This window comes from Sphaerospermopsis sp. FACHB-1094 (assembly GCF_014696195.1).
Lineage (GTDB): Bacteria > Cyanobacteriota > Cyanobacteriia > Cyanobacteriales > Nostocaceae > Sphaerospermopsis > Sphaerospermopsis kisseleviana.
On the sequence record NZ_JACJPT010000045.1, the window covers coordinates 13,448 to 39,391 of the forward strand.

Annotated in this window: 27 protein-coding genes and 1 pseudogene; 21 read left to right on the forward strand and 7 right to left on the reverse strand. The window is 36.0% G+C overall.

Annotated features, from left to right (window positions below):
* Nucleotides 1–96: 96 nt before the first annotated feature.
* Nucleotides 97–828, reverse strand: a pseudogene (locus tag H6F47_RS27950) (formylglycine-generating enzyme family protein); the annotation flags it as partial.
* A gap of 775 nt (nt 829–1,603) precedes the next feature.
* Here H6F47_RS27950 and H6F47_RS14960 point away from each other — a divergent pair.
* Both H6F47_RS14960 and H6F47_RS14965 read left to right on the forward strand, forming a co-directional pair.
* On the forward strand, nt 1,604–1,813 hold the full coding sequence (locus H6F47_RS14960) for a hypothetical protein (RefSeq protein ID WP_096565774.1): 210 nt from the start codon (nt 1,604–1,606) through the stop codon (nt 1,811–1,813).
* Nucleotides 1,803–2,330: a hypothetical protein gene (locus H6F47_RS14965; protein ID WP_190649803.1), complete on the forward strand. Its 528-nt coding sequence runs from the start codon at nt 1,803–1,805 to the stop codon at nt 2,328–2,330. Before H6F47_RS14960 ends, H6F47_RS14965 begins: the two co-directional genes overlap by 11 nt.
* A gap of 243 nt (nt 2,331–2,573) precedes the next feature.
* Here the strand turns inward: H6F47_RS14965 and H6F47_RS14970 are convergent, their stop codons facing one another.
* A complete protein-coding gene (locus tag H6F47_RS14970; RefSeq protein WP_190649805.1) occupies nt 2,574–3,299 on the reverse strand; it encodes a pentapeptide repeat-containing protein in 726 nt (241 codons plus the stop codon).
* Between the two features lie 349 nt (nt 3,300–3,648).
* On the opposite strand from H6F47_RS14970, the gene H6F47_RS14975 reads away from it, so the two are divergent.
* The 6 genes from H6F47_RS14975 (at nt 3,649) to H6F47_RS15000 (ending at nt 6,147) form a co-directional block, all read left to right on the forward strand.
* On the forward strand, nt 3,649–3,894 hold the full coding sequence (locus H6F47_RS14975) for a hypothetical protein (protein ID WP_187039808.1): 246 nt from the start codon (nt 3,649–3,651) through the stop codon (nt 3,892–3,894).
* A complete protein-coding gene (locus H6F47_RS14980) occupies nt 3,891–4,337 on the forward strand; it encodes a type II toxin-antitoxin system VapC family toxin (RefSeq protein ID WP_190348142.1) in 447 nt (148 codons plus the stop codon). Before H6F47_RS14975 ends, H6F47_RS14980 begins: the two co-directional genes overlap by 4 nt.
* 466 nt (nt 4,338–4,803) lie before the next feature.
* Nucleotides 4,804–5,064 (forward strand): hypothetical protein, encoded by a 261-nt coding sequence (locus H6F47_RS14985; RefSeq protein WP_096565780.1) that lies wholly within the window; start codon nt 4,804–4,806, stop codon nt 5,062–5,064.
* Nucleotides 5,064–5,456 carry a type II toxin-antitoxin system VapC family toxin gene (locus H6F47_RS14990; protein ID WP_096565782.1) on the forward strand — a complete coding sequence of 131 codons (393 nt, stop codon included), beginning with the start codon at nt 5,064–5,066 and terminating at the stop codon, nt 5,454–5,456. The genes H6F47_RS14985 and H6F47_RS14990 overlap by 1 nt, the downstream gene beginning before the upstream one ends.
* A gap of 113 nt (nt 5,457–5,569) precedes the next feature.
* On the forward strand, nt 5,570–5,767 hold the full coding sequence (locus tag H6F47_RS14995; RefSeq protein ID WP_096565784.1) for a hypothetical protein: 198 nt from the start codon (nt 5,570–5,572) through the stop codon (nt 5,765–5,767).
* Nucleotides 5,764–6,147 (forward strand): type II toxin-antitoxin system VapC family toxin, encoded by a 384-nt coding sequence (locus H6F47_RS15000; RefSeq protein WP_190348143.1) that lies wholly within the window; start codon nt 5,764–5,766, stop codon nt 6,145–6,147. The genes H6F47_RS14995 and H6F47_RS15000 overlap by 4 nt, the downstream gene beginning before the upstream one ends.
* 279 nt (nt 6,148–6,426) lie before the next feature.
* Here H6F47_RS15000 and modD read toward each other — a convergent pair whose 3' ends face one another.
* Nucleotides 6,427–7,269, reverse strand: coding sequence for a ModD protein (modD, locus tag H6F47_RS15005; protein WP_137667007.1), 843 nt, complete (start codon nt 7,267–7,269; stop codon nt 6,427–6,429).
* 1,151 nt (nt 7,270–8,420) lie between these two features.
* Between modD and H6F47_RS15010 the strand changes: the two genes are divergently transcribed.
* The 3 genes from H6F47_RS15010 to H6F47_RS15020 all read left to right on the forward strand — a co-directional run bounded on the left by H6F47_RS15010 (nt 8,421) and on the right by H6F47_RS15020 (nt 9,282).
* Nucleotides 8,421–8,648, forward strand: a complete 228-nt coding sequence (locus H6F47_RS15010; protein ID WP_096565792.1) for a hypothetical protein — start codon at nt 8,421–8,423, stop codon at nt 8,646–8,648.
* A gap of 21 nt (nt 8,649–8,669) precedes the next feature.
* Nucleotides 8,670–8,810, forward strand: a complete 141-nt coding sequence (locus H6F47_RS15015) for a hypothetical protein (protein WP_190649807.1) — start codon at nt 8,670–8,672, stop codon at nt 8,808–8,810.
* Between the two features lie 109 nt (nt 8,811–8,919).
* Complete coding sequence (locus H6F47_RS15020) at nt 8,920–9,282, forward strand: four-helix bundle copper-binding protein (RefSeq protein WP_190649809.1); 363 nt, start codon at nt 8,920–8,922, stop codon at nt 9,280–9,282.
* A gap of 918 nt (nt 9,283–10,200) precedes the next feature.
* On the opposite strand, the gene H6F47_RS15025 is transcribed toward H6F47_RS15020, so the two are convergent.
* On the reverse strand, nt 10,201–11,790 hold the full coding sequence (locus tag H6F47_RS15025; protein ID WP_190649811.1) for a helix-turn-helix domain-containing protein: 1,590 nt from the start codon (nt 11,788–11,790) through the stop codon (nt 10,201–10,203).
* Between the two features lie 753 nt (nt 11,791–12,543).
* Between H6F47_RS15025 and fdxB the strand changes: the two genes are divergently transcribed.
* The 9 genes from fdxB (at nt 12,544) to H6F47_RS27955 (ending at nt 21,824) form a co-directional block, all read left to right on the forward strand.
* Nucleotides 12,544–12,837, forward strand: a complete 294-nt coding sequence (gene fdxB / locus H6F47_RS15030) for a ferredoxin III, nif-specific (protein WP_096565798.1) — start codon at nt 12,544–12,546, stop codon at nt 12,835–12,837.
* A gap of 619 nt (nt 12,838–13,456) precedes the next feature.
* Nucleotides 13,457–14,437, forward strand: a complete 981-nt coding sequence (locus H6F47_RS15035; protein WP_190348146.1) for a cytochrome c oxidase subunit II — start codon at nt 13,457–13,459, stop codon at nt 14,435–14,437.
* Between the two features lie 309 nt (nt 14,438–14,746).
* Entirely contained in the window at nt 14,747–16,426 is a 1,680-nt protein-coding gene (gene ctaD / locus H6F47_RS15040; protein ID WP_190348147.1) for a cytochrome c oxidase subunit I, read from the forward strand.
* Nucleotides 16,427–16,526: 100 nt separating this feature from the next.
* Entirely contained in the window at nt 16,527–17,123 is a 597-nt protein-coding gene (locus tag H6F47_RS15045; RefSeq protein ID WP_137667010.1) for a heme-copper oxidase subunit III, read from the forward strand.
* Nucleotides 17,124–17,315: 192 nt separating this feature from the next.
* Nucleotides 17,316–17,885, forward strand: a complete 570-nt coding sequence (locus tag H6F47_RS15050) for a Uma2 family endonuclease (RefSeq protein WP_190649813.1) — start codon at nt 17,316–17,318, stop codon at nt 17,883–17,885.
* 90 nt (nt 17,886–17,975) lie between these two features.
* The gene (locus H6F47_RS15055) at nt 17,976–18,431 is read left to right on the forward strand and encodes a DUF29 domain-containing protein (protein ID WP_096565806.1); all 456 of its coding nucleotides are present in this window, start codon (nt 17,976–17,978) and stop codon (nt 18,429–18,431) included.
* Between the two features lie 647 nt (nt 18,432–19,078).
* A complete protein-coding gene (locus H6F47_RS15060; protein WP_242027403.1) occupies nt 19,079–21,289 on the forward strand; it encodes a DNA phosphorothioation-associated putative methyltransferase in 2,211 nt (736 codons plus the stop codon).
* Between the two features lie 68 nt (nt 21,290–21,357).
* Nucleotides 21,358–21,597, forward strand: a complete 240-nt coding sequence (locus H6F47_RS15065) for a type II toxin-antitoxin system HicB family antitoxin (protein ID WP_096565808.1) — start codon at nt 21,358–21,360, stop codon at nt 21,595–21,597.
* Nucleotides 21,598–21,638: 41 nt separating this feature from the next.
* Nucleotides 21,639–21,824, forward strand: a complete 186-nt coding sequence (locus tag H6F47_RS27955) for a type II toxin-antitoxin system HicA family toxin (protein WP_347239087.1) — start codon at nt 21,639–21,641, stop codon at nt 21,822–21,824.
* A 135-nt stretch (nt 21,825–21,959) separates the two neighbouring features.
* Here H6F47_RS27955 and H6F47_RS15075 read toward each other — a convergent pair whose 3' ends face one another.
* The 3 genes from H6F47_RS15075 to H6F47_RS15085 all read right to left on the reverse strand — a co-directional run bounded on the left by H6F47_RS15075 (nt 21,960) and on the right by H6F47_RS15085 (nt 24,003).
* The gene (locus tag H6F47_RS15075) at nt 21,960–22,337 is read right to left on the reverse strand and encodes a tellurite resistance TerB C-terminal domain-containing protein (protein WP_096565810.1); all 378 of its coding nucleotides are present in this window, start codon (nt 22,335–22,337) and stop codon (nt 21,960–21,962) included.
* A gap of 243 nt (nt 22,338–22,580) precedes the next feature.
* Nucleotides 22,581–23,180 (reverse strand): Uma2 family endonuclease, encoded by a 600-nt coding sequence (locus H6F47_RS15080; protein ID WP_187039820.1) that lies wholly within the window; start codon nt 23,178–23,180, stop codon nt 22,581–22,583.
* A 244-nt stretch (nt 23,181–23,424) separates the two neighbouring features.
* Complete coding sequence (locus H6F47_RS15085; protein WP_190649815.1) at nt 23,425–24,003, reverse strand: hypothetical protein; 579 nt, start codon at nt 24,001–24,003, stop codon at nt 23,425–23,427.
* A 230-nt stretch (nt 24,004–24,233) separates the two neighbouring features.
* On the opposite strand from H6F47_RS15085, the gene H6F47_RS15090 reads away from it, so the two are divergent.
* Nucleotides 24,234–25,637, forward strand: a complete 1,404-nt coding sequence (locus H6F47_RS15090; RefSeq protein WP_096565814.1) for a cation:proton antiporter — start codon at nt 24,234–24,236, stop codon at nt 25,635–25,637.
* Nucleotides 25,638–25,944 lie beyond the last annotated feature (307 nt).

The following is a 25,944-nucleotide window of genomic DNA, read 5'->3' on the forward strand; positions in this document are numbered from 1 at the left end:
TATCAGACAAAAAAATTGATCGCCTGACGGCGAGGGGAAAGGGAAAAGAAAAGAGGGTAAAGGGCAAGAGTGTAAGAGTATAAAGGGCTACAAAGTTCACGCAGCACCACACACAACACGAAAACCGAAGTAGTTGCTGCCGAAGCCCGCAACAACATAGCTGCGACGCGCCGAACGGCAAAGCTCAGGAACGTAGAGCCAAGAACCACCGCGCAGCAACTTTTTGTTACTTGAGCTTGTCACAGCACTACTATTTGTAGGCGCGTTATTATAGTTATCTACCCAATCATCGAAACACCACTCCCAGACGTTTCCGTGCATATCATACAAACCAAAAGCGTTAGGGGGAAAAGTGCCTACATCTGTGGTTTGTCTACGATACTCTCCTTGAGGAGCAGAAGCGTAAGTGTAATTACCATCATAGTTAGCTAAATCTGTTGTAATCGTCTCTCCAAAATAAAAAGGTGTGGTAGTTCCGGCTCTACAAGCATACTCCCATTGTGCTTCGCTGGGTAGGGTGTATTTTTTTCCTGTTCTTTGGCTTAACAGTTCACAGAATTTAACCGCATCATTCCAACTTACTTTTTCAACAGGTCGTTGACTACCTTTAAAGTGAGAACGGTTATTCCCCATGATCGCTTGATATTGTGCCTGTGTTACTGGATATTTTCCCATAAAAAAATCTGGAACAGTAACTTCATGTTGGGGACTTTCATTACCATCTCTTTCTTTCTCGTCTTCCGGTGAACCCATCAGAAAAGTACCACCAGGAATTGCAGCCATTTCTAATTTTAGACCATTACCCAAATCTTCTAGAAAATATCTAGCTATACGTGTCAGCCATCGGTCGTCCGCCAGCTTACTAGGATTACCCAAATCTTCTATAAAATATCTAGCTATACGTTGCTGACGTTGAATAATTTCCCCAAATTTGTTGACTGTTAATACTTCAATTTGTTCTAATTTAAAACCTAATTGACGAGGATTTTGTAATATTTGTTTAATTCTGGGTTCTGTTCTTTTATTTAATATTAAATAAGCTGCATTTTGAATATCCCAAGATTCATCCTTTAAACCTGCAATTACTAAATCTAAACCCTGTTCTCCATAATTCAATGCTTGCTCAAGTGCAGCAATTCTCACCTTGGCATCTGGATTTTTCAACCGTAACTTTACCCCATCAATACCACCTAAAACCGCCGCACTTTCTAGTGATGGACTATTACCACCAAGCACAGCATCGTATTCTCGCGGTTGTTGTGGATGATTCATGATTGGTTAATGGTTGGTTTGATGTATGCTGTATATAAAATAGCATATTTGGGTAATTTTGTTATTTGTTTACATAATTTTAATATTGTCTGAATCAGGTGGTTATCGAGTTTCGACTACGCTCAACTACCGCGACTTGTACTGAGCGACATTGAGACAAATAGAAACTTGACGAAATTGAAAATATAGCCTAATATAAAGAGTTTAAGAAGTTCCAAGAGTAAGAGGGTAAAAGCGCCAATAGCTACTGAGTCCTGGAAGATACGACTACACGGAAACCCATGATGAAGCTCCTAATGTTAAAATATTATATCAGGATGTATATATATTTATGGGTAAAAAATATGACATTAAACAAATTGATGCCATTGCTAGAGAATTTAGTATGTCAGAGAAATTAAGAAAAGCATTTGGTAAATTTATCGAGATAGAAAAAAGAAATGGTTATGGTGGAACTTTAAATGATAGAGGTGATTTTACATATCAGGAACTTAGACAAAAAGCTAAAGAATTTTTAGAGGATATTGATTATGACTCCTAAAACATCTCTTGCTAATTCTATAGAAAATCTGAATCAAATTATTCAACCAATTATCGGCGAAACTTGCCATCAAATTGGATTTAGTTATGGTGATGAATTAATATTAGACTTTGGTGAAATGCAACCTTATAATCATCCTAAGTTAAAACACTTAAACAAAGGAAGCTGGCAACTTTTCACTAGGGCAACACCTTGGAGTTTAACGTTCGGAAATCTTCTGTCTGGAATTCATTCATCTATTTTAGATATACACCCAAATAATGAATTTGCTGAAAGATTGTTACAGCCGTTAGAAAATACAAAGCTGACTAATTTTGCCCTTGGTGGCAATCATGATTTTACACTCACTTTATCATTTGAGGGTGAGGATAATTATAATTATAAATTTATTTTAGAACCAGATTTAGAAGATGATTCTGGTCTTGCTTACTGGGAATTATTAATGCCAAATGAGCAAATTTTGATAGTAGGACCTGGACAATTTTGGGAATGTAAATCAATTCATGAATGTGATTAATTTTGACTTTACTGATCTATCTAATTCTACACCTTCAATTAGATCATGAGCAGCTTCCGACATTTCTATACTTTCAGCCTTAACTTGTCACCAACAACCCCAACCCCCTTCCCGCAAGCGATGAGGAGGATTATGATAAGCTGTTACACAGCTAAATTGTATAATCCTAATATTCTGAACTCTTGTGGAACAGGCATCCTGCCTGTCAAACTTATACAAGTCAAATACACAACAGCTTATTTATTAAATTCCAGAAATGTTACTTATCACAGTTTGTTTATTAACATGGGCGAAAAAAGATTTAGTTCCTGTTACGTTAGCATATTCAAGATTTGTGTTTAAAAAACTTGTATTGGCAATAATAGCATTTTGAAGATTTGCTCCATATAAATTAGCACTATCAAATTTAGTTTCAGTTAAATTTGTTGACTCTAAATTACATCTTTTCAGAGTAGCTTTGATTAGAATAGCATCTGAAAAATTTGCTTCTTTGAAGTTACATGATAAATTTTCATTAGATCCTATACTTTCTGTTAAGTTAGCTTTTGCGAGATTAGCTTTAGTGAAATTGGAATTAATAAGATTTGCTTTTGTCAAGTTTGCACCTTGAAGATTAGCATTAGAAAAATTAGTGCTAGTTAGCGATGATTGAGATAGATCAGATTCTTGCAAATCGGCATTAATAAGATTGACTCTTGTAAGGTTAGCTTGAACTAATTTAGAATTTTTTAAATTCACATTATGTAAGTTAGCATCAGTCAAATCTTGTCCGCTCAAATCAACTCCTTCAAGATTAGGGAGATAGGTTTCTTGCTGTCTAAATAGATTCCATGCTTTAATTCCTGCTGTACCAGCTTTTAATAAATTTATCGCTCTTTCTGTGGTCATTTTCAGATCAGGACTACTTGATATTTGATTTTCACCACCAAGCACAGCATCGTATTCTAGGGGTTGTTGGGGATTATTCATGATTAGTTAATAGTTAGTTTCATGTATGTTGCGTTAAATGTAGCATATTTGGGTAATTTGGTTATTTGTTTACATAATTTTAATATTGTCTGAATCAGGATGTCCAGGATTTGAGGATGTACAGGATGTGATTGTTTAATTATTGGTTAGGTGTTGATGATTGTGATAGGGAAAGGTAAATATTTATTAAATGTAATGTAAGAATCAATACATAAACAACAGTGATTAACCATCAAATAATCATCCTGTTAATCCTATAATCCTGGGTATCCTGATTCTGACAGTTGACAGATTATAATTAAAATACAGTACAATATTGCCTATAACCTAGTAAATGAAATAAACAATTATGAATGTACAACTTGTTGACTCGCTTGTAGAAATTGTTTCCAAATTAACTCCCGAAGATCAAAAACTTTTTTTATCTAAACTTTCTCATAGAAATATAATTCCATCAGCAGAACAACAAAATTTAACATCAGCAGAAAAAGCCGCAAAATTTCAAGAATGGTTATCTCAATTTCCTCAAAGTAGTATTACCCTATCAGATGAAGCATTGCGTCGAGAAAATATTTATGATGATAGAGGGATATGAAAAGCTATTTACTTGATACGAATATTATTCTTAGATTTGCAAATTCTCAATCTCAGGAATACAATCTGATACGGAATACTATTTCTGAAATTTTATTACGAGGTGGTCAATGTTTTATTACCTCTCAAGTAATCATTGAATTTTGGGTTGTTGCTACTCGTCCTGTCAATGTTAATGGCTTAGGATGGACTGTAGAACAAACAACTCAAGCAGTACAAATGTTAATAAGTCAATTTGATTTACTAGCAGAAACACCAGATGTATTTTCTATTTGGTTGAACTTAGTAACAACATATAATATTTCTGGTAAACGAACTCACGATATACACATATTAGCAGTGATGATTGCTCATAATATCAGCCATGTTTTAACTTTAAATCCCAAAGATTTTATAGATGTTCCTGAAATTACAATTATTCATCCTCAAAATATTAATAGCTAAGAATATAGCATATTATTGTCAGAATCAGGATGTCCAGGATTTGAGGATGTACAGGATGTGATTGTTTAATTATTGGTTAGGTTTTGATGATTGTGATAGGGAAAGGTAAATATTTATTAAGTGTGATGTAAGAATCAATACATAAACAACAGTGATTAACCATCAAATAATCATCCTGTTAATCCTATAATCCTGCTTATCCTGATTCAGACAAAAGGTTAATTTTTATGAAATTACTGTAATAATCAATACATCATTCACGTCTAGTAATTATCAAATAATCATCCTGTTAATCCTCTAATCCTGGTTATCCTGATTCAGACAAAATATTAAGTTAATACTCATTAACCATCAAAGAATCATCCTGTTAATCCTTAAATTCTGGTTATCCTGATTCAGACAATATGTTACAATCGGAATAGAGGTAAAAGCAAAAATTCCGTAATTAAATTGATCAGAAAAGACAATGCAACAAATTAATTTTGATGCTCGTGTAGATGAAAATGGTTGTTTATATCTGAAACTTCCCCCAAATTTTGCCGGGATGGAAATAACAGGAAAACTTTTATATCAAGTTCATCCTATTTCCTTACCCAATCACAAAGAGAATAAAATTGATATTAATCTTGTTCGGAGTATTTGTCATCAGATTAGAAATTTACCAGTTCTTGATAGCAGAACTCCTGATGAAATCATCGGTTATAACGAGTTTGGAATCCCAGAATAATGGTTATTGATACTTCTGCTATTATGGCAATTATTTATGCTGAACCTGAAGAATTGATATTTATTGAACTTATTAACAAAAGTGCAGAATGTTTACTTTCTTCTCCAGGTTATGTAGAAGCATCCATTGTTTTAGGTACTAAACATGGTCAGCAAGGTGTAGAAAATCTTAACTTATTAATTGCAGCATTGTCTATAACTATTGTACCTTTTACTGTAGAACAGGCACAATTAGCAAGTGCAGCATTTTTGAAATTTGGTAAAGGCCGTCATCCCGCAAAACTGAATATGGGAGATTGCTTTTCTTATGCTTTAGCAAAATCTAACAATCAACCTTTATTATTTAAAGGTAATGATTTCATTCACACCGATATTGAGCAAGTTAATTATTAATTGATGCTATATTTGATGTAGAAAATAATCATCCTGTTAATCCTTTAATCCTGTTTATCCTGATTCAAACAATATGTTACAATTTGAATTAAGAGAAACAGGAGCATAAAACTATGCCATTAATCAAAATACCAAAACATTATCTTGTATCTCAAGATGAAGATTCAATTACAGTAGATGTACCAGAATCAATGTTATCATATTGGCAAAAAGACTATGAAAAAATTAGTAAAGCTAAAGGTATTTTAAAACATAAAAAATCAGCTATGTTAGCTCATTTAGATCATCTGCGTCAGGAGTGGGATAAATGAGATATCTTTATGATACAAATATTTTTATCTACTATTTAGCTGATGATATAATAGCTGATTCATGGTTTGCAGAAGAATTTGTTAATGTACACGAAATTCTACTTTCACCGATTATCCGCATTGAATTACTGAGTTTTACTGGCTTATCAAAAGAGGAGGAACAGTCTATTGAAAATTTACTATCTCAGTTTAACACAGTTCCATTATCACAAGAGATTGAAAATAAAACCATCCAATTAAAGCGAAATTACAAAATTAAACTTCCTGATGCAATTATCGCTGCTACAGCAATAAATCAAAACGCTATTTTAGTAACAAGAAATATTAGTGATTTTCAGGCAAGTACAGAATTAAAAATAGTAAATCCTTTTGCTAATTGATTAATCCTATAATCCTGGTTATTATCTCGACTTACTTCGACATAGTTCGACTACGCTCACTAACCGCTCAGTACAAGTCGCGGTAGTTGAGCGTAGTCGAAACTCGATAACCACCTGATTCAGACAAATGTAAAATTTTGACTTTTGACTTTTGACTTTTGACTTCCCGATGGGAGTCCTGATTCAGACAAAATATGAAGTTAATAGTCATTTGTTAATCCCATAATCCTGGTTGTTATAGATTTGGGACAAGGAGAAGCAGAAGTATTAGCATTAGGATTACCTCCGTTTCATCTTCGCACCAATATCAGCAGGTTTACCAAAATACGGGTAACTCGTCACCAAAATATCTACCCCTGTGCTGGCATAATTCCTGACATTTTCTAAATTAATTCCACCTGCTGCTGCTAATTTTAAACCTGGATATTTCTGCTTTAATTCTGTAACTAAACCACTAAGTTCTACAGTAGGAATTTTATCAAATTGAATTAAATCAACTCCTGCTTCAGCCACCATCCAAGCATCGGTTTCTGTTTCCACTTCAATAGCAATTTTTTGTTCTGGAAATCGTTTTCTCATTTGGTTGATACGTTCACTTATTTCTGCAATACTATCTATAAATAGTAGGTGTTGTTTAAAAATCAAAACTGTTTCTGAAAGTCCTAAACGATGGGGAGTAGCACCACCAGCTAAAATTGCTTTCATGGAAATAATTCTCGTACCAGGAAAGCATTTGCGAGTGGTGACAACTGCCACATCAGAATTTACATTTTTAGCAGCATCAACCAATTCTTTTGCACGGGTAGCAATACCAGAAGCGTATTCCATTAAATTTAACGCTACTCTCCAACCAATATGTAAAGCTTCCGCACAACCACTAGCTTTGAGAATTAATTGCTGTGATGTTAAACAAGTTCCACTTTCTAGTAAATATTCAACTTTTGCACCGCATTTTTCAAATACTCTTGCTGCTTCTTCTGTTGCACAAATAGTCATGGTGTGACGGGTAGAAAATTCAATTTCTCCTAATTCTTTACCTATATTTAATCCATAGGTAGTTAAATCGAGAAATGGGACATCTTCTGCAATTAATTGTGCTATTTCTTCATCAGAAAAGAACATTCTCATATCAGATCCGTTGGAATAGTTATATTATCTGTGAGGGTAGTCAAAAGGCAAGAGGCAAGAGTGAAGAGGAGAAAGTTGATTATCAGTAATTAACTGGACTTGATATCATTTATTTTGTCCGTTGGAATAGGGAACATATCTGTTTGAGGGGGGAACAGGAGGGAGATAGGGAGGTAAATAACCCAATCACCAATCACTATCATAGACTGTTGCCCCTAGTTGAATTGCGATCGCAATTACATCTTTATTACTGCTATATAAAACCTAGACAAAACTAGACTTTACTTTCTACTTCAACGGGAGCATGGGAGCAGTTATCCCTCAGTAGACTTTCACGCCTTAGCCAGACGCGATCGTGTTCCAATTAAGTTTCTGAAAAAGACTACCACCATCATTGCTTGGTTTTCGCGTCGGCAATAGTCTCAATTCAATACTTGATATCACCGTATTATATATCAAGTAGTTGATTTTTTCCTAAAAATATATTGATTTTTGTCAATATAAGTAGGGCTTGCTGAATAAACCTAAAACCTTGATATATCAAAGGTTAGAGGCTGATAAACAGAAAAAAGTGCAAGGGTTTTGAAGGGTATACCGGAAAAAGTGTGCATTTTTTGGGATTTCAAGAGATGGCAAAGAAATTTTCAAATCTCCTCCTGACTCCTGACTCCTGACTCCTGACTCCTATGCCCTCACGGAAAGACTTTCTCAGCAACCCCTAAGTATAGTTTTGTCTATGAAATTGTCAACTTAGGACTTACTCTCCCCATGAACGCAGAGACAATTACTCAGCTACTGGTGATTTTGTTGAGGCTGGTAATAGACATCTCTGGTAATGAAATGTGCATAACCGGAAACCCATTCGTAGGGACAATTCATGAATTGTCCCTACATTGATTTTCAGAGAGGTTTAATGGGTAATGTTCCTCTCTAACCAGCAATTGATCTTATTTATACACCAAACTACTATATAGTAGTACAGTAATTTATTTAGTCTGAGAGTGTGGAATACTCTACCACAAACATCGGTTAGCACAACTGGGGAACATTTGACAATTTTGAAAACAATCTGTTACATTTATTTACATAAAGCAATAAAAGTTAAGACACAAAAGTTAAGACACAATAAAAACACGAGGTTAAAGATGACTATCTTAATTGCATTATTAGTTGTAGGTTGGGTTGCTGCTTCTGTGATTGGTTCTCTGGCTTACTTCATGGGTGAACAAAGCAAGCCTATCCATGAACGGAACTGGCGTTCTGAGTCTTTTGCACAGTTGGCTAAGTCTATTACTGGGATGGAAATTGATTACAGCGATCGCACTCCTGCCTATGCGATGGATGCTTATGCCAGTCGCACTCTACCCCAATAGTAGTACATAACGCTTAATCAAATGCCCATAGATCCCTGTCTTCTTCAAGAAGTCGGGGATTTGAATATTCAACGGTTTTCTTTTCCAATAGAAATTACTGCCAAAGTAGCAAGAAAGATTCTGATTTTGTTGTTAGTATTCATTGTCGGAATTATCGGCTGATCAATTCAGGGCTTCCCCTATTATTTACCCTGGAAACATCGGTAGTTAATGTGGTTATTAGTCTAATTCATGACTATAAATACGCATCAAAAAATCAGGAGTATTTGCTATGATGATGATGATGACTGAATCCATGACTACGGAAATGCAAACTTGCATGAATGCTTGCATGGAATGTCATAAAATATGCTTGGAAACCATGACTTACTGCATGAGCAAAGGTGGTAGGTACATGGATATGGGCATGATGAGCATAATGCGTGACTGCTCTGAAATGTGCATGATGTGTACAAATATGATGATGAGTGGTTCTGAATTTATGGAACGCACTTGTATGCTGTGTGCGGAAATGTGCGATCGCTGTGCTGCTGCCTGTGAAACCATTAGCGATGACAGCAAAATGAGAGATTGCGCCGCAGCTTGTCATAGATGTGCGGAAACTTGCCGATCAATGCAAATGGCGCGTGCTTAATTTGAACAACTAGCAGATTAACTATTATCAATTTATCTGCAACCTATTTAGGCGCTCAGGCTGTGGTGGTTTGGGCGCTGATCAATTGAAAATTGACAATTGATAATTGATTCATTCAAGGTTTAATATCATTACCATAAATTGTTTTATTTGTCAATGCCCCTATTTCTCACCCGCAAACAACAGCAGGGAATTTTGGTAAATCTCGTGTCAGGATTTTTTGATAAATTTTTGATTTTTTGGGTTATTTCTTTTTTGGCTATCCCTGAAGCGTTTATCAGTCAAGGCTTGTGAACTTGTGCTAAAAGATACATCTTAAAAATAGGCACAATAAGACAATTTACAAATTCTCTTAAATCATAGCAGATGGCTGAAAGTATTGCAAGCTCGTTAATAAATAAAAATAATTCTCAATTAAATCTTAAGAAAATATAAAGGGAGAATTTGGAAACTTATATATTTTAAAACTGTTTCTAGGGGTTGCTGAGAAAGTCTTTCCGTGAGGGCATAGGAGTCAGGAGTCAGGAGTCAGGAGTCAGGAGGAGATTTGAAAATTTCTTTGCCATCTCTTGAAATCCCAAAAAATGCACACTTTTTCCGGTATACCCTTCAAAACCCTTGCACTAATTTCTGTGTTTATCAGCCTCTAACCTTTGATATATCAAGGTTTTAGGTTTATTCAGCAAACCCTTTCTAGATTTAGATAAGATTTAATTATTAGAAAACACTCAATAGCGATCGCTGTTTACCTACCGATAGATCCCCGACTTCTCTAAGAAGTCGAGGATCTGGGTATTAGTTACTTAAATAGGACTTATGCAAGATTGAACTAAAAACCTAATTCTTACGTAGGGGTAATTCATGAATTACCCCTACTTTAAATTACCCCTACTTTCGTTCTGTTTTGCACAAGTCCTGTTAAAGAATATTCAGCACCCTCCTTAATAAAGCTTGATCTTCAGGTTTAGGTTTCAGACGACCATTTTCCACATCACGAATCCAACTTTGACTTTTACCTGTTAACTTTGCTAATTCTCTTTGGGAGATATTGATACTTTTGCGGGCTTGAGATACTTGTTCAGCTAATAAATTATCCGTAGTTTTGACGGTTTTTTTACTTCTCACATTACGCCGCTTTTTTTTCTCAGCATCTGCACTGATATTTTCCCATTCTGGTGGTAATTCAAAAGATAAAATCCGGGCATTCATCAACATATTCCACTTACCACGGGGACCGCTATCTGTAAGTCGATGATCACCACCACCGTCATTGATCCAAAACTCTAAAGCCTCATCGGGATCTTCAGGAATATCAACTAATTTTGCCCATAACGGTTGGATTTCTATGGGGTAGGTAACAGGATCAAAAATTGGCTTAACTCCAGAATGATTGAGAACTTCCAAATCATTTTCAAAAGTTCGTAATAACCGCTTCCGTTCATCTCGTAATCTAGAAGCTAAGTTAATTTTTTCCTCACCATAAGCAACACGCAGTAAAGTAGGAACAGTAATCCGTTGTTCTCTACCCATCTTGGTTTTAAAAAGTAACCATAACATCAATCTGACTGCGCCTTCATGTTGCTGCCACAGACTCATAACAGTAGTTAACAGCGTTTTCGGCAGACTACCATATTGATAGAAACCAGTCCGTTCTTTACAGCCTTGTTTATTTAAAAAATGCTGCGCCCAAAGACCGGCTTTAACTTTAAATGTCAACCCAACTAAATATTTACATCCCTGTGCATCTTCCTGAAAATGATGATGAATATCTGTTAAATGCCACAAAGGACTTTCTTTAACAGAAAAACCGGGAACTTTACCTCTTGCTTGCCAGTCAATAGAAACAACCAGAGAGCAAGCTTGTTGAACGATGTTTTTAATTAAACATAACTTGGCGGTTTTGTTGAGGTCTTTACGTTTTTCTAATCCCAAGTATGCTTCAAATTGTCGCTCATCAATTGAAAACTCTTGTTCCCAGGGTTGATCTAAAGTTGTAGCATAGGCAGCAAAAATCAGATGAATACAAGCAGCTCGAAGATCAAGATTTTCAATTGTTGGTAAATTTTTAGCCCGGTTACTAACTTGAAATGAGTCCTGAAGCTGAAAAGAAATTGCACCCCGACCTTGATTAACTTGTCGGCTATAGTGTAAATTACCTGCTGCATCTGTTTCCCATTGTAATGATTTACGTTGTGCTAATAAGTTGCAAGCTTCCCAAATAACTATTGCCGAAGCAAAGGGATGATTCTTGCCATTAGAAAACAAATTAGGACTGGTAGGTTCTCGCGTTTCAACTTTGCATCTGCCTTTTTTTGCTTGCCAGGGTATGGGGGAATTTGTAGGACAAGCAATTACACATTGCGGTTCTGGATAATAACCCTCACAATTGTTACAAAGACAAGGATCAATCCAATATTCGTTATTTTCGATTTTGATTGCACCCGTAGGACATTGGGGGCGGCAGTTATCACATCCATCGCAATTTTTGTTAGGAATTGTATAAGGCATAAGGCTGCTTCCTAGTCTAATTGCTGAGATGTTTGGCTCAAGTCTACCCTCGATGTCTCGTCTTGATTCATAACTTGCTACCAAATTATCTCCATGACAAGATCAGTTATTCAGTTAACAGTTATTGTCTTTGAGTATTGACTGTTCACTGTTGATTTTTACCTGTCACCTCTTTGGGACTTTGAAAGTAAGGCTTCATTGCTTCTTCATTAACTATACATTTCATAAAGATTTCGCTAAGTTTGTTCATAATGAGCTTGGAGAATTTTTTTAATATTTGTGTTCTGCTTTCACAGGAAATCTTGACAAAAACTGTTTTTAAATAACATCATAAAAATTGGAAATTGTTTTTAATTAGTTAATGTTTAAATTACTGTTCACTAACTGTTTACTTCTGATTGTTGATTATTTAGTATCTGCAAATACTGTCAAAATTATTACTTTAACCTTATGGACTATTTTCTACTTGTTGATTTTTGCGAAAACCTATCAATAAAAATATCAGGATATAAATTATCTTTATCTGAAAAATAACTGGATTTTCTCTTTGAATACTAAGGATCGAGTAGAGACTTTTTTAATAAAAAATTGCATCTAGCCTAGAAAATTATTCGAGATAAATTGACATGATTTTTCAAGTCAGCAAAACTTGATAAAAAAGTTAACTTTTATCAGCAAAATGCCAAAATATTAGGCTACTATTAAGAGTAAATCACCAAGAAAATTGTAAGCGAAATTGCTGAGGTTAGATTCATGGCAACATTAACAGGATTGACATTTGGCGGTAAGTCTTGGACACCTAAATTTGTTACAGAAATTGACAAGGATAAATGTATTGGTTGTGGCAGATGTATTAAAGTATGTGGTTACACAGTTTTAGGGTTGATGGCATTGAATGAAGAAGGTGAATTTGTAGAAGATGAAGATGATGAAGAAATTGAACGCAAGGTGATGGTAGTTGCTCACCCAGAAAACTGTATTGGTTGTGAAGCTTGTTCTCGTATTTGTCCCAAAAATTGTTATTCCCATACAACATTAGACCAGTAATACCTATGGGCATCAACTACAGTCAGTAAGTTACAAGGAGAAAAGAAATTGTTTAACTCCTGACATCAGCATCACTGATTGATGAAAGTTCATTTAGAGGGGAATACTCAATCCTTACCTAACTTTACCTAATTAGTTAAAAAAATATTAAAAATTTTAGGATTAACAAAAACATAGATTTAAACTTGTTAGGGTTCATTACCTTAATGATAAAATTATGGTGATTTTAATGAGAAGTTCACCAAAATCTAAAATCCCATGACTGATTAATTCTGTTGCCATAATTAATCATAAAAAAGGCTAATTGTATATAAATTGGGTTTTTGAGTCAAGGTAAACAGGAGACAAAATATAATTTGTAATATTTTTGTAATATTTGTGAGAAAGATGTGAAAAAAATCTGGAAGTTTACCCAATTTTGATGACTTACAAGTTAGAACGGTAATAAGTAAAAATTGAGGAGTCAGGAGTCAGGAAAAAAGGTGACAGGTGACAGGTGACAGGTGACAGTAAGAAGAGAATGGTATCTCATGTTCAAGAATGAATTTTTCTTCTTCTAGGACCCATACCCGACACCCAACTTCCACTGATAATTGTTAATTGATAAAGAGCAGGTAGTATGCAAAAAGTTCCTGTGTCATTGTGGACACTATTAGCGGGGATGTTCATTGCCCCTATTAGTATTTGGATAGGTCAACATCATCATTTATTACCAGAACAAGCATCACAACAAGCGCCTTTGGTGGACGGCTTTTTTAATGTCATGTTTACCATTGCGATCGCACTATTTTTAATAGTGGAAGGCACAATCTTAATTTTCCTATTTGTCTATCGTCGTCGTACTGGAGACAATAGTGATGGTGTACCGATAGAAGGCAACTTGGCATTAGAAATATTTTGGACAGCTATTCCCAGTGTCATTGTCATTGGTTTAGGTATCTACAGCGTAGATGTTTATAACCAAATGGGAGGTTTAGAACCGGGTACTCATCCTCATCATGTTGCTCATGTTTCTGGTACGGCAATGGCAGCTAGTATGAATGATAATTCTCAATCTCAATCTTTAGCTGCTCCTAATATTGGCATCGGTGCAAGTCCCCAAACTAAAAATAACCCAGCAGACTTGGTAGTTGATGTTAAAGGAATACAATTTGCGTGGTTATTTAACTATCCCGAAACCGGCATAGTTGCTGGAGAACTTCATGTTCCCGTCGGTGCAGATGTGCAGTTAAATTTATCCGCAGATGATGTTATTCATTCCTTCTGGGTTCCCCAATTTCGGTTAAAACAAGATGCAATTCCTGGTGTACCCACAGAACTAAGATTTGTAGCTACAAAACCAGGTGTTTATCCCGTAGTTTGTGCAGAATTATGTGGTGGTTATCATGGTTCAATGCGGACACAAGTTGTAGTTCACAGTCCGGAAGATTTTAATAACTGGTTAACCGAAAATCAGTTGGCACAAAAACAAGAACCACAGCAAATTATAGCAGTCAATCCTGATAATTTATCACCTTCTGAATTTCTTGAACCTTATGTTCAGGAAATGGGAATAAATGCAGAGAATATGCAGTCATTAGTAGAAGAAGGGAATAGGTAATAGGTAATAGGTAATAGGTAATAGGTAATAGGAAAGAAATGATCTGATGATTTATTCTTAATTATCCTGACTCCTGACTCCTGACTCCTGTACGGGCGAAGTAGGGGCGAAGCATTCGGAAAATAACCTGTGATCAAAATTGATAATTTATAGCCCGAATGCTTCGCCCTTACAGGAAAATAGCCTTTTCATAAAATTGATAATTTGTCATCCGAATGCTTCGCCCCTACGACTCCTGACTCCTGACTCCTGACTCCTGACTCCTGACTACTGAAAAACCAAAATCTAAAATCTAAAATCCAAAATCGCATGACCCAAACAGAATTTTCACCCAACATACCACCAGATAATAGTCAACAAAAGACTTTACTGGTTGCCCATACTCAACATCTCCAAGCTTGGAAATGGTATGATTATTTCACCTTTAATATTGATCACAAAGTGATTGGTATTCAATATTTGGTGACAGCATTTATATTTTATTTAATTGGTGGTTTGATGGCCGTGGCTATCCGCACCGAGTTAGCCACACCAGACTCCGACTTACTTGATCCAAATCTGTATAATGCCTTCATGACAAATCACGGAACAATCATGATCTTTCTCTGGATTGTTCCTAGCGCGATCGGTGGTTTTGGTAATTATTTAGTACCCTTAATGGTAGGTGCTAGAGATATGGCATTTCCTAAATTAAATGCCATTGCTTTTTGGTTAAACCCCCCCGCAGGATTACTATTATTAGGTAGCTTCTTTTTCGGTGGTTCTCAATCTGGATGGACAGCTTACCCACCACTAAGTTTAATCACCGCTAACACCGCGCAAACAATGTGGATATTAGCGATAGTCTTAGTAGGAACATCCTCAATTTTAGGATCAATAAACTTCGTCATCACCATTTTAATGATGAAAGTTCCCAGCATGAAATGGGATCAAATTCCTTTATTTTGTTGGGCAATTTTAGCAACATCCATCCTGGCACTTTTATCTACACCAGTCTTAGCAGCAGGATTAATTTTACTGCTCTTTGATATTAACTTTGGCACATCATTCTTCAAACCAGATGCAGGTGGTAACGTCATTATTTACCAACATTTATTCTGGTTTTATTCCCACCCCGCAGTTTATTTAATGATCCTGCCAATTTTTGGGATCATGTCAGAAGTAATTCCCGTTCATGCACGAAAACCGATATTTGGATATAAAGCGATCGCCTATTCCAGCGTTGCTATTTGCGTCGTTGGTTTATTCGTTTGGGTACACCATATGTTCACCAGTGGAACACCCGGATGGATGCGAATGTTCTTCACCATTTCCACATTAATAGTAGCCGTTCCCACAGGAGTCAAAATATTCGGTTGGGTGGCAACTTTATGGGGTGGAAAAATTCGTTTTACCAGCGCCATGTTATTCGCCATTGGTTTATTATCAATGTTCGTCATGGGTGGTTTAAGCGGCGTAACAATGGGAACAGCACCCTTTGACGTTCACGTTCACGATACCTATTATGTAGTGGGACATTTCCACTACGTTTTATTTGGTGGTTCAGTCTTTGGAATTTACGCCGGAATCTATCATTGGTTTCCCAAAATCACCGGCAGAATGATCAACGAAACCTGGGGAAGAGTTCACTTTGCTCTCACATTTATTGGCACAAACTTAACATTTTTACCCATGCACGAACTCGGATTACAAGGAATGCCACGCCGAGTTGCCATGTATGACCCCCAATTTACCAGCTTAAACCAACTTTGCACCATCGGCGCATTCATTTTGGGTATTTCCGTCATTCCCTTCGCTTACAACATCATTAATAGCTGGCTAAAAGGAGAATTTGCAGGAGATAACCCCTGGGAAGCATTGAGCTTAGAATGGACCACCAGTTCCCCACCAATAATTGAAAACTGGGAAGTTTTACCCGTAGTCACTCATGGTCCTTATGACTATGGCCATAACCATGATAAATCATCAGTAACAGAGACTGTAGCTTAAAACTTAGAGGTACGCGAAGGTAAGCAGAGTATTTTAAAACTAATTCTTTGCGCCTTTGCGTCTTTGCGTGAGACAAATCAGAATTTATTAGGAAAATAGCATGACAGCAATTACAACCAGCGAAAATCACACCAGTGAACACGAACAACACCCAGATTTAAGAGTTTGGGGACTATTAACTTTTTTAATTTCTGAATCATTAATGTTTGGTGGATTTTTTGCCACCTACTTATTTTTTAAAGGTACTACCGCAGTCTGGCCACCAGAAGGAACAGAAGTAGAATTATTAGTACCCACCGTTAACACCATCATCCTCGTTTCTAGTAGTTTTATCATTCATTTCGGTGATAAAGCAATCAAAAAAAATAGCGTTGGTTGGATGCGGTTTTGGTACTTCATTACTTTTTTAATGGGTGCAGTATTTCTAGTAGGGCAAGTTTATGAATACATGAACTTAGGTTATGGTTTAACTACCAATGTTTTCGCTAACTGCTTTTATTTAATGACAGGTTTTCACGGACTTCATGTATTTGTGGGACTGTTATTAATTTTAGGTGTTTTTGTGCGGTCTTTCGGTCCCAATCATTATAATTCAATGCAACATACTGGCATTGAAATGGCGGAAATTTACTGGCACTTTGTTGATATAATTTGGATTATTCTTTTTACTTTGGTTTATCTGATGAATGCTTTTTAAGTTGGTAATGGGTAATTGGTAATGGGTAATTATTAACTCTTTACCTTTTACCTGATTATACATCTTTCACAACTGTGAAAACATCATCCAATCACATCCTGAAAATCCTTAAATCCTGGACATCCTGATTCTGACAATTAGCCGTAATTCTGCTATAATCATAATGACTTCAATATAATCGGTGACAGTATAATGATTACCACTGTTGAGCGTCGTTATAGTTTAGATGAATATCGCGCCATTGAAGAAAAAGCTGAAACACGCAATGAGTATCATGATGGAGAAATTGTACCCATGCCAGGAGGATCACTCAACCACAGCCGTATCGGTGGTAATATTTTTGCATTTCTAAAATTTCTGCTCCGTGATAGTCAGTTTGAGCCAATTAATAGTGATTTACGGTTATGGATTCCTGAATATAAACGCGGATTATATCCAGATGTGATGGTTTTTGATGGTGAACCACAATTAAATGAAAATCGCAATGATGAAGTTTTAAATCCTACTTTAATTATAGAAGTATTATCCCCTTCGACGGCAGATTATGACCGACAAAGTAAGTTTAGAATGTATCGTTCAATTAGCAGTTTTTGTGAATATTTATTAGTTGAACAAGACGAAGTTTTTATAGAAAAATACAGTAAACTGTCTCAAGGTTGGTTATTCAGTGATTTTAATAATTTAGAAAAATCTATTTCTTTAGATTCAATTGGGGTTGAATTACCGATAGCAGAGATTTATCGCGGTGTTGTTTTTGATTAGATCCCCGACTTCTCAGATCAATCCTCTAATTCACGATAAAGTTATCAAAGGAGTCGGGGATATTGGAGTTAAAAATATGAGAGAAAGATTATGAAAACCACATTACCAAATTTATCAGAATCTCTCTACAACCAAGATTTTCATCTTTGGGTAGAATCAACTATCAAAATATTACAACAAAAAAGATTTGATAAGTTAGATATCGAAAATTTAATTGCTGAAATAGAAAGCATGGGGAATAATGATAAAAAATCAGTTAAAAGTAACCTGAGAATTTTATTAATGCACTTACTCAAATGGCAATATCAACCAGAAAAAAGGACAAATAGCTGGCGTACAACAATTAAAGAACATCGTAACAGATTAGAGGATGATTTTGCAGATAGTCCTAGTTTAAGGAATTACTATTTAGAAATATTCAATGAATGTTATCAAAAAGCGAGAGACTTAGCTGCTTCAGAAACAGGTTTATCTATATCTGTGTTTCCTGGGGAATGTCCTTTTAATACTGACTTGGTTCTCAAATCTGATTTTTTACCAGAATAAGATGCAGGTTTTTACTAATATTTTCAACACCCAAAATGTGTCTTCTGGGATTATAAGCCAAAACATGGGTTCGGCGTTTCTGTGCATTGATACCAACATTCTCGCATTTAAAGTGGATGTTTGAGTGGTTTATTTGACACACTACCTTTGATTTTGCCACTCTTCAGATGTACGGAATCTGTTCAAAATTCCAATAGGAGTCCTATATTTAGGGGTTGCTGAGAAAGTCTTTCCGTGAGGGCATAGGAGTCAGGAGTCAGGAGTCAGGAGTCAGGAGGAGATTTGAAAATTTCTTTGCCATCTCTTGAAATCCCAAAAAATGCACACTTTTTCCGGTATACCCTTCAAAACCCTTGCACTAATTTCTGTGTTTATCAGCCTGTAACCTTTGATATATCAAGGTTTTAGGTTTATTCAGCAAACCCTATTTATTGTGACATTAATCTCAGTTCAGACTCACTTGGTTAATAATAAATCTTATTATTGACAAAAAAGACAAAATCATAATTTATTATGGGAGAATTACTATCAAAACTGGGTTAATAATTATTTTTGACCAATAATTTCCAATTTCCATAATTTCTGGATTGTCAAAAGCCTACTTAAAATTCCGGCTAATCAATCTAAAATCTAAAATCTAAAATCGAATGACTGGCAGTTTTCTGCTAATGAGTGCAATGGTTAAGCCTGAGAACAACTTGAACACCTTTAAAGAAATTTGCCAAACGTCCAAGCAGATAGAATTTAGCACCATCGCTGCTTGCTGCTATAACAGTCAATATGGCAAACTTCTCCCAGATGCTTTTTACATTCATCTTTCTGCGCTGCATACACTGGATGTCCAACTTCAGCAATATGAAAGTCTAGCTCGCAGTGTCGCACCCCAAGCGGAACTGGCAACAATTGTTAAATTTAGCACGAATAAACCCAAGGTTTCTTACTTATTTTATCCTGATTTTGATACCGATCCTCATCCAGCTTTACATTCTAGTATTCAAGTTGATGTAGAAACTCTGACTTTTAATTTCAGAGATTATACAGATACAGATAATCCGCCTATTCTTCACCGTAAGGAGACTTTTGTTACTCCTGATTATCCTTTGTATGAAGAGTTTGCCAGTTTAACTCGCGCTCAAGTAGCGTTAGGTTTACTCTACAATACTAGGGGTATTGGTACTCGGTTGGGTTGGGAAGAAAAGTTAAAAAGATACGGAGTAGAAATACAGGGACATACTTTAGTTATAACAAAAAATAACAACACAAATAATAATTCAGCAGATTCAATCCCAACAATACCAAAAATTGAAAGACATAAAGCTGCTATTATCCGTCATGATTTTTCTCGACCTTTGCGTTTAGCTTTAGATGCAGGTTTGTTTGGTTCAGAAACCACCTTTTTTGATTATGGTTGTGGACATGGTGGAGATATGCAGCGCATCGCAGATCAAGGTTATGTCAGTAATGGTTGGGACCCTTATTATTTACCAGACGCTCCCCGCATACCTGCGGATATTGTGAATATTGGTTTTGTGATTAATGTGATTGAAGATCAAGGTGAACGTAGGGAAGCATTAATAAAAGCTTGGGAACTGACGCAAAGAGTTCTGTTGGTATCTGCTCAGGTGTTAATATCAGACTCTCAGAAAGGTATAATGGCTTATGGTGATGGTGTGATTACTAAGCGTAACACATTTCAAAAATATTATGAACAAGAAGAATTAAAAGTTTACATTGATCAAGTTTTGGAAGTTGATGCTATTCCTATAGCTTTGGGGGTTTATTTTGTTTTTAGAGATCCTGCGGAAACCGAATTATTTCGCGCTTCTCGTTATCGTTCTCGCGCTACTACTCCTAAAGTGAGAGCTTGTATTCAAAAGTTTGAAGAACATCGAGAATTGTTAACACCTTTGATGAATTTTATGACTGAACGGGGTAGAATACCTGGTAAGGGAGAGTTAGCCCAAGAAGAGGAAATTTGTCAACATTTTAGTAGTTTAAGACGAGCTTTCCAAGTGATTATTAAAGCGACAGACTCAGAAGAATGGGAAGCGATCGCAGATAAACGTCGTCAAGATTTATTAGTTTATTTAGCATTAACAAAGTTTAGTCATCGTCCCAGATTATCAAAACTACCGCCAGCAGTTCAAGAAGATGTTCTAGGATTATATAGTAGTTATAAACAGGCGTGTTCAGATGCGGATCAAATGTTAAAAAGTGTGGGAAATACAGAGTTAATTATTCAACGTTGTCAAGAAAGTAAAATTGGGAAAAAATTAAATAATTCTCTTTGGGTTCACATTTCTGCGTTACAAGCACTTGATCCTTTATTACGATTATATGAAGGTTGCGCTAGTCGGACTATTGGTAGGTTAGAAGAAGCAAATGTGATTAAATTCCATTTGCAAACACCAAAGATTTCCTATTTGTGTTATCCTGATTTTGATCATGAACCTCACCCGACATTATATAGATCAATGAAAATTGATTTACGGGATTTACAAGTTACCTATAGAGAATATGATGTTGATGATGATCCACCGGTATTGCATCAATTAGAAACTTTACTAACTCCTGATTATCCTTTGTATGATAAGTTAGTAAAATTAACGCTTCAGGAAGAGGAAAGAGGACTGTTTGAAAATTGGCAAAGTATTAGTCATCTTTCAGGGTGGCAGAAATGTTTAAAGGAACATTTTACTGTGATTAAGGGATATAAATTATATTGGTGTAAAGATGCTGATCCTTATAAGTTGAAGTTGTTTAAAAATGCTATGAATAATCGGAAAAAAGAGAGAGAAAAGGTGATGGAAGTGGTAGAAAATGGTGATGTTGCGGGGATAGATGGTGAGAGGAATTAGTTGTAGTTTTAGAGGATATTTGAAAAGATGGTTTATAATGAAAAAGTGATTAATGAGGAAATTACAGTATGAGTAATCATAGCAAACAAGTTTATAATTACACCGTTATTCTGGAAAGAGAACAAGAGGGAGGATATCATGCTTTTTGTCCTCTTTTGAAAGGTTGTCATTCTCAAGGAGATACTTTTGAAGAGGCGATCGCTAATATTCAAGAAGCTATTGAATTATATCTTGAAAGTTTAATAGCTGATGGTCAATCTATCCCTAAAGAAGATATTATTGTTAAGCCATTAAGTGTTTTAGTATGAGTATTTTTCCGAGTGTCAAAGCTAAATAATTTATTAAAGTTATTGAAAAAATAGGTTTTTATTTTGATCGTCAAAAGGGAAGTCACGCGATTTACAAGCATAATGATGGGCGTAGAGTTGTGATTCCTATTCATTCGGGTAAAGATATTAAACAAGGTACTTTAATGGGAATGATTCAAGATGTTGGTATGGATAAAGAAACATTATTTAATTTGTTAGGAAAATAAGATTTATTGTGACTTCCAAATTAGAACAGTAGGGTAAGTTAGCGACAGCGTAAAGCACCGAATTGATGATATAATTGAGGCGTTACATTGGGTTTGTAGCTTGTTTTGTGAAAAATTATCACCACCCAACGCACCCTACAGGCTTGATATCATTGTTTCCACCATTAATAAATAGTCATTAGCTATTTTTGGTATTTCATTATTTGTCTCAATAATTATTTCTCCCAGGGTATCATAGGCTATTTTATTAATATCATCAATTAGTAAGCTGGGCATGGTAATATTTCTTTCGGCAATTTTTTTGATCGTATCTTGCAGGTTTTCTTGTGTAGCTATTGCTGTTAATATTTCTATTTGATCCTGAGATATTTTTTCTCGGAAGTTTTGCCATTCTACGTTTCTATCATCTCTCTGATATTGAAATCCTTCATATATTTCAAAAGTGGATTTTAATTGATCTAGTAATTTTTCGGTCTTAGCTATAAGTTCACTGAGTCTGTCCATAGTGTCCATAGTTGAGAATCCATATTTAGGGGTTGCTGAGAAAGTCTTTCCGTGAGGGCATAGGAGTCAGGAGTCAGGAGTCAGGAGTCAGGAGTCAGGAGGAGATTGGAAAATTTCTTTGCCATCTCTTGAAATCCCAAAAAATGCACACTTTTTCCGGTATACCCTTCAAAACCCTTGCACTAATTTCTGTGTTTATCAGCCTCTAACCTTTGATATATCAAGGTTTTAGGTTTATTCAGCAAACCCTATTTAAAAAGACAATTCTTGAAATAACTCTGTCAAAGGAAGATGAAAATTAGGAATCACATCTTCTCCATCAAGACTATCTTCTAATTGTAAAAGCTGTGATGGTTTAGGTTTGCGATAAACTAATACACATTCTTCATCTGGTAATATCACCCATGCTAAACGAGTTCCATTTTCAAAATACTCTACTAATTTATTATGAATTTCCTCAAAAGTATTATTAGGAGATATAATTTCTACAGCTAAATCAGGAGCGCCATCAAAAAAACCCTTGGGTAATCTCTTTAAACCTTGTAATCTTTCTTTATCAATAAAAGCCAGATCAGGGGATCTTTTGTTACCAGTTTTCATTTTAAAAGCAGTGCTAGAATCGCAAGTTATACCAAGTTTATGTTCGCGCACAAAACCAGTTAAAAAATATCCGAGAGTTAGAGCTAAATAACCATGTTCTAAACCTGAATTTGCCACAATAACTAGCTCTCCATCCACATATTCATAAAGATTTCCGTCCTCCTTTAATAACATAAACTGCTCATCTGTCAAAGTTTGATGATTAGCTGAAGGTTGAATTAATTCAAAATTTGTGGTTGTAATTTGTGTCATTAGATTTAACTCCACAGTTAATGATCAGATACCCAACTTCTGATTGATAATATTTCGTAGTGAGGACTTTAGTCCTCAAATGAGGAATAAATTCCTCACTACAAACTAATCAATCATAATAGGAACACAAGCATAATAAAAAATTATACCAAAAATAAAATAATTGTCACCTGATGTTCACTTAATTTTCACTTAATTTTCACCGGGCGATCGCCTCAAACAATTCCCCTAATTCCCAGAAATATCATATCTCCTTCGCCCACTTCACCCAATGCTCAATCCCCTTCTTCGTCGGTTGTCGCACATCACCAAACGTCCAAATATCCCTTTTATGCTGCAATCCATAACTAACATGAATCGGTCTAGTGCTACCATAAAAATACAAAGAATCAAAAGGTAACTTATGCTGTAAAATCCAATCTACCAAACATTCACTAGGTAAATCTGCAATCATAAAATCACAAGCAGCACCCAACCTTTCACAATAATATTTACCATTCTTGTTAATTTCATAACTGATATGCTGATCTAACTTAGGTGCAACCCGACCATTTTTTTCACCCGTCAATGGATCTTTTTTCTCCAAAAACTTCTTTAAATCAGCAGAACAAAAACCATAAGTTAAAATAAACTTGTCCCTGCCGTAATTATCAATAACAGGATCAATGATCAACTTATTTAAATCTTGTAAAGCCGGAATAGTCTCTAGAATATTCTGAGGGAAAGGGTTGATATATTGAGCATATTTTTGATAAGTCTGAGTACAGGTACAAAAATCTTCTAAAGTCAGGTATTTACCTAGTTTCAGTTCTTTCTCATTCATTCCTAGCACCCTTTAGCAAGTAACATCATCATTGTTTACAGCCACACCCTACATAGACCTATCTAATCTATACAACAGAATTTACCCTCTACTGAATTTATATATTGTATTAGCAGAGTAAATATATTAAATAACTTATCGTTTGTGTTAGGACTGCCAATACATGAAGACCTATGAAATAGTTTCCATAACAAGGTACAAATAACTAAAGAAGGATATTCACAGAAGCAATGCAGTTTTTGAACACAATCAACTTTACAGTTCCCCTATTGGCTAATGCCACAGCCACAGAACCCGTAGACAGTTCAATGGTAGTAGCAGCCGTGCTACTGAGTTTAGTAGTAATTTATTTCGCCAGCAAACTGGGAGGCGAACTATCCAACAAAATCGGTTTACCACCCGTTTTAGGTGAACTCGTTGGTGGCGTGCTAGTCGGTACATCGGTTTTGCATCTGTTGGTATTTCCAGAAGGAGGTACAGACAGTTCCAACTCCTTAATTATGACATTCCTGCAAATCACCGCTGGTTTAACTCCAGAAGCAACTCCCCAGGTTTTTGCAGCACAGTCAGAGGTAATTTCAGTTTTAGCCGAACTGGGTGTAATTATCCTGCTGTTTGAAATTGGCTTGGAATCTAATTTAAAAGACTTAATGGAAGTCGGTATCCAAGCTTTTGTAGTCGCAGTAGTGGGCGTAGTAGTACCCTTTGCCGCAGGTACAGCAGGTTTAATGATCATCTTTGGTATCAGTGCAGTACCCGCAATTTTTGCCGGTGCAGCTTTGACAGCTACCAGTATCGGTATTACCTCCAAAGTGCTATCAGAAATAGGAAGGTTAAATTCCAAAGAAGGCCAGATAATTCTCGGTGCAGCGGTAATAGATGACGTATTGGGAATCATCGTTTTAGCCGTAGTTGCTAGTTTGGCCAAAGATGGCGCAGTAGATGTAAGCAACGTCATTTATTTGATCGTGAGCGCCACAGCTTTTCTGATTGGTGCAGTCATCCTGGGTAACATTTTCAATAAAACCTTTGTAGCGATCGCCGATCTACTCAAAACACGCGGTGGAGTAGTTATCCCAGCGTTCATTTTCGCCTTCATCATGGCCTACATTGCTGATGTCATCAACTTAGAAGCAATTCTGGGAGCATTTGCAGCAGGTTTAGTTCTTGAAGAAACCGATAAACGCAAAGAACTACAAAATCAAGTTCTTCCCATTGCGGATATGCTAGTTCCAGTTTTCTTCGTCGCCGTCGGCGCAAAAACCGACTTAGGAGTTTTAAACCCAGCTATTCCCACCAACAGAGAAGGTTTAATTATGGCAATCTTCCTGATCACAGTCGCCATTATTGGTAAAGTGATCACAGGTTTGGCCGTATTTGGTCAACCAGGTATTAACCGTTTAGCCATCGGTGTGGGTATGATTCCCAGAGGTGAAGTAGGTTTGGTATTTGCCGGTGTTGGTGCAGCTAGTGGCGCTCTCTCAAAACCACTAGGAGCAGCAATTATTATGATGGTAATTCTTACTACCTTCTTAGCTCCTCCTTTGTTAAGATTCGTTTTCCCCGAACCAAAAACCGCCGCTACCGTAGATGGTGCTACTGATCCATCATTAATCGGGAGCAACAGCAAATGATGGCAGAATGGAAATCACCTCAAATTCTCAGGAGAGTCTGAATAAGTAAAAGCAGTCTTTGTCCGGTTTGTGCTTGTCCATAATCAACTATGGACAAGTATCTTTTGACCAATTTTTTCCATGACCCTGAAACGAGACGCAAGCCCCAGGCTTTTAGACATGGGGATAAGTCGATAGGGACTTTAGTCGCATTAAAGCGATTGATGGGCTTTAGCCACATTCAAAATTGTATAGAATAATTCATCCAATCTTGATTAAAACTTCATGTTATTATACAGGACAATATCGAAAATCAGAAAAATGTCTA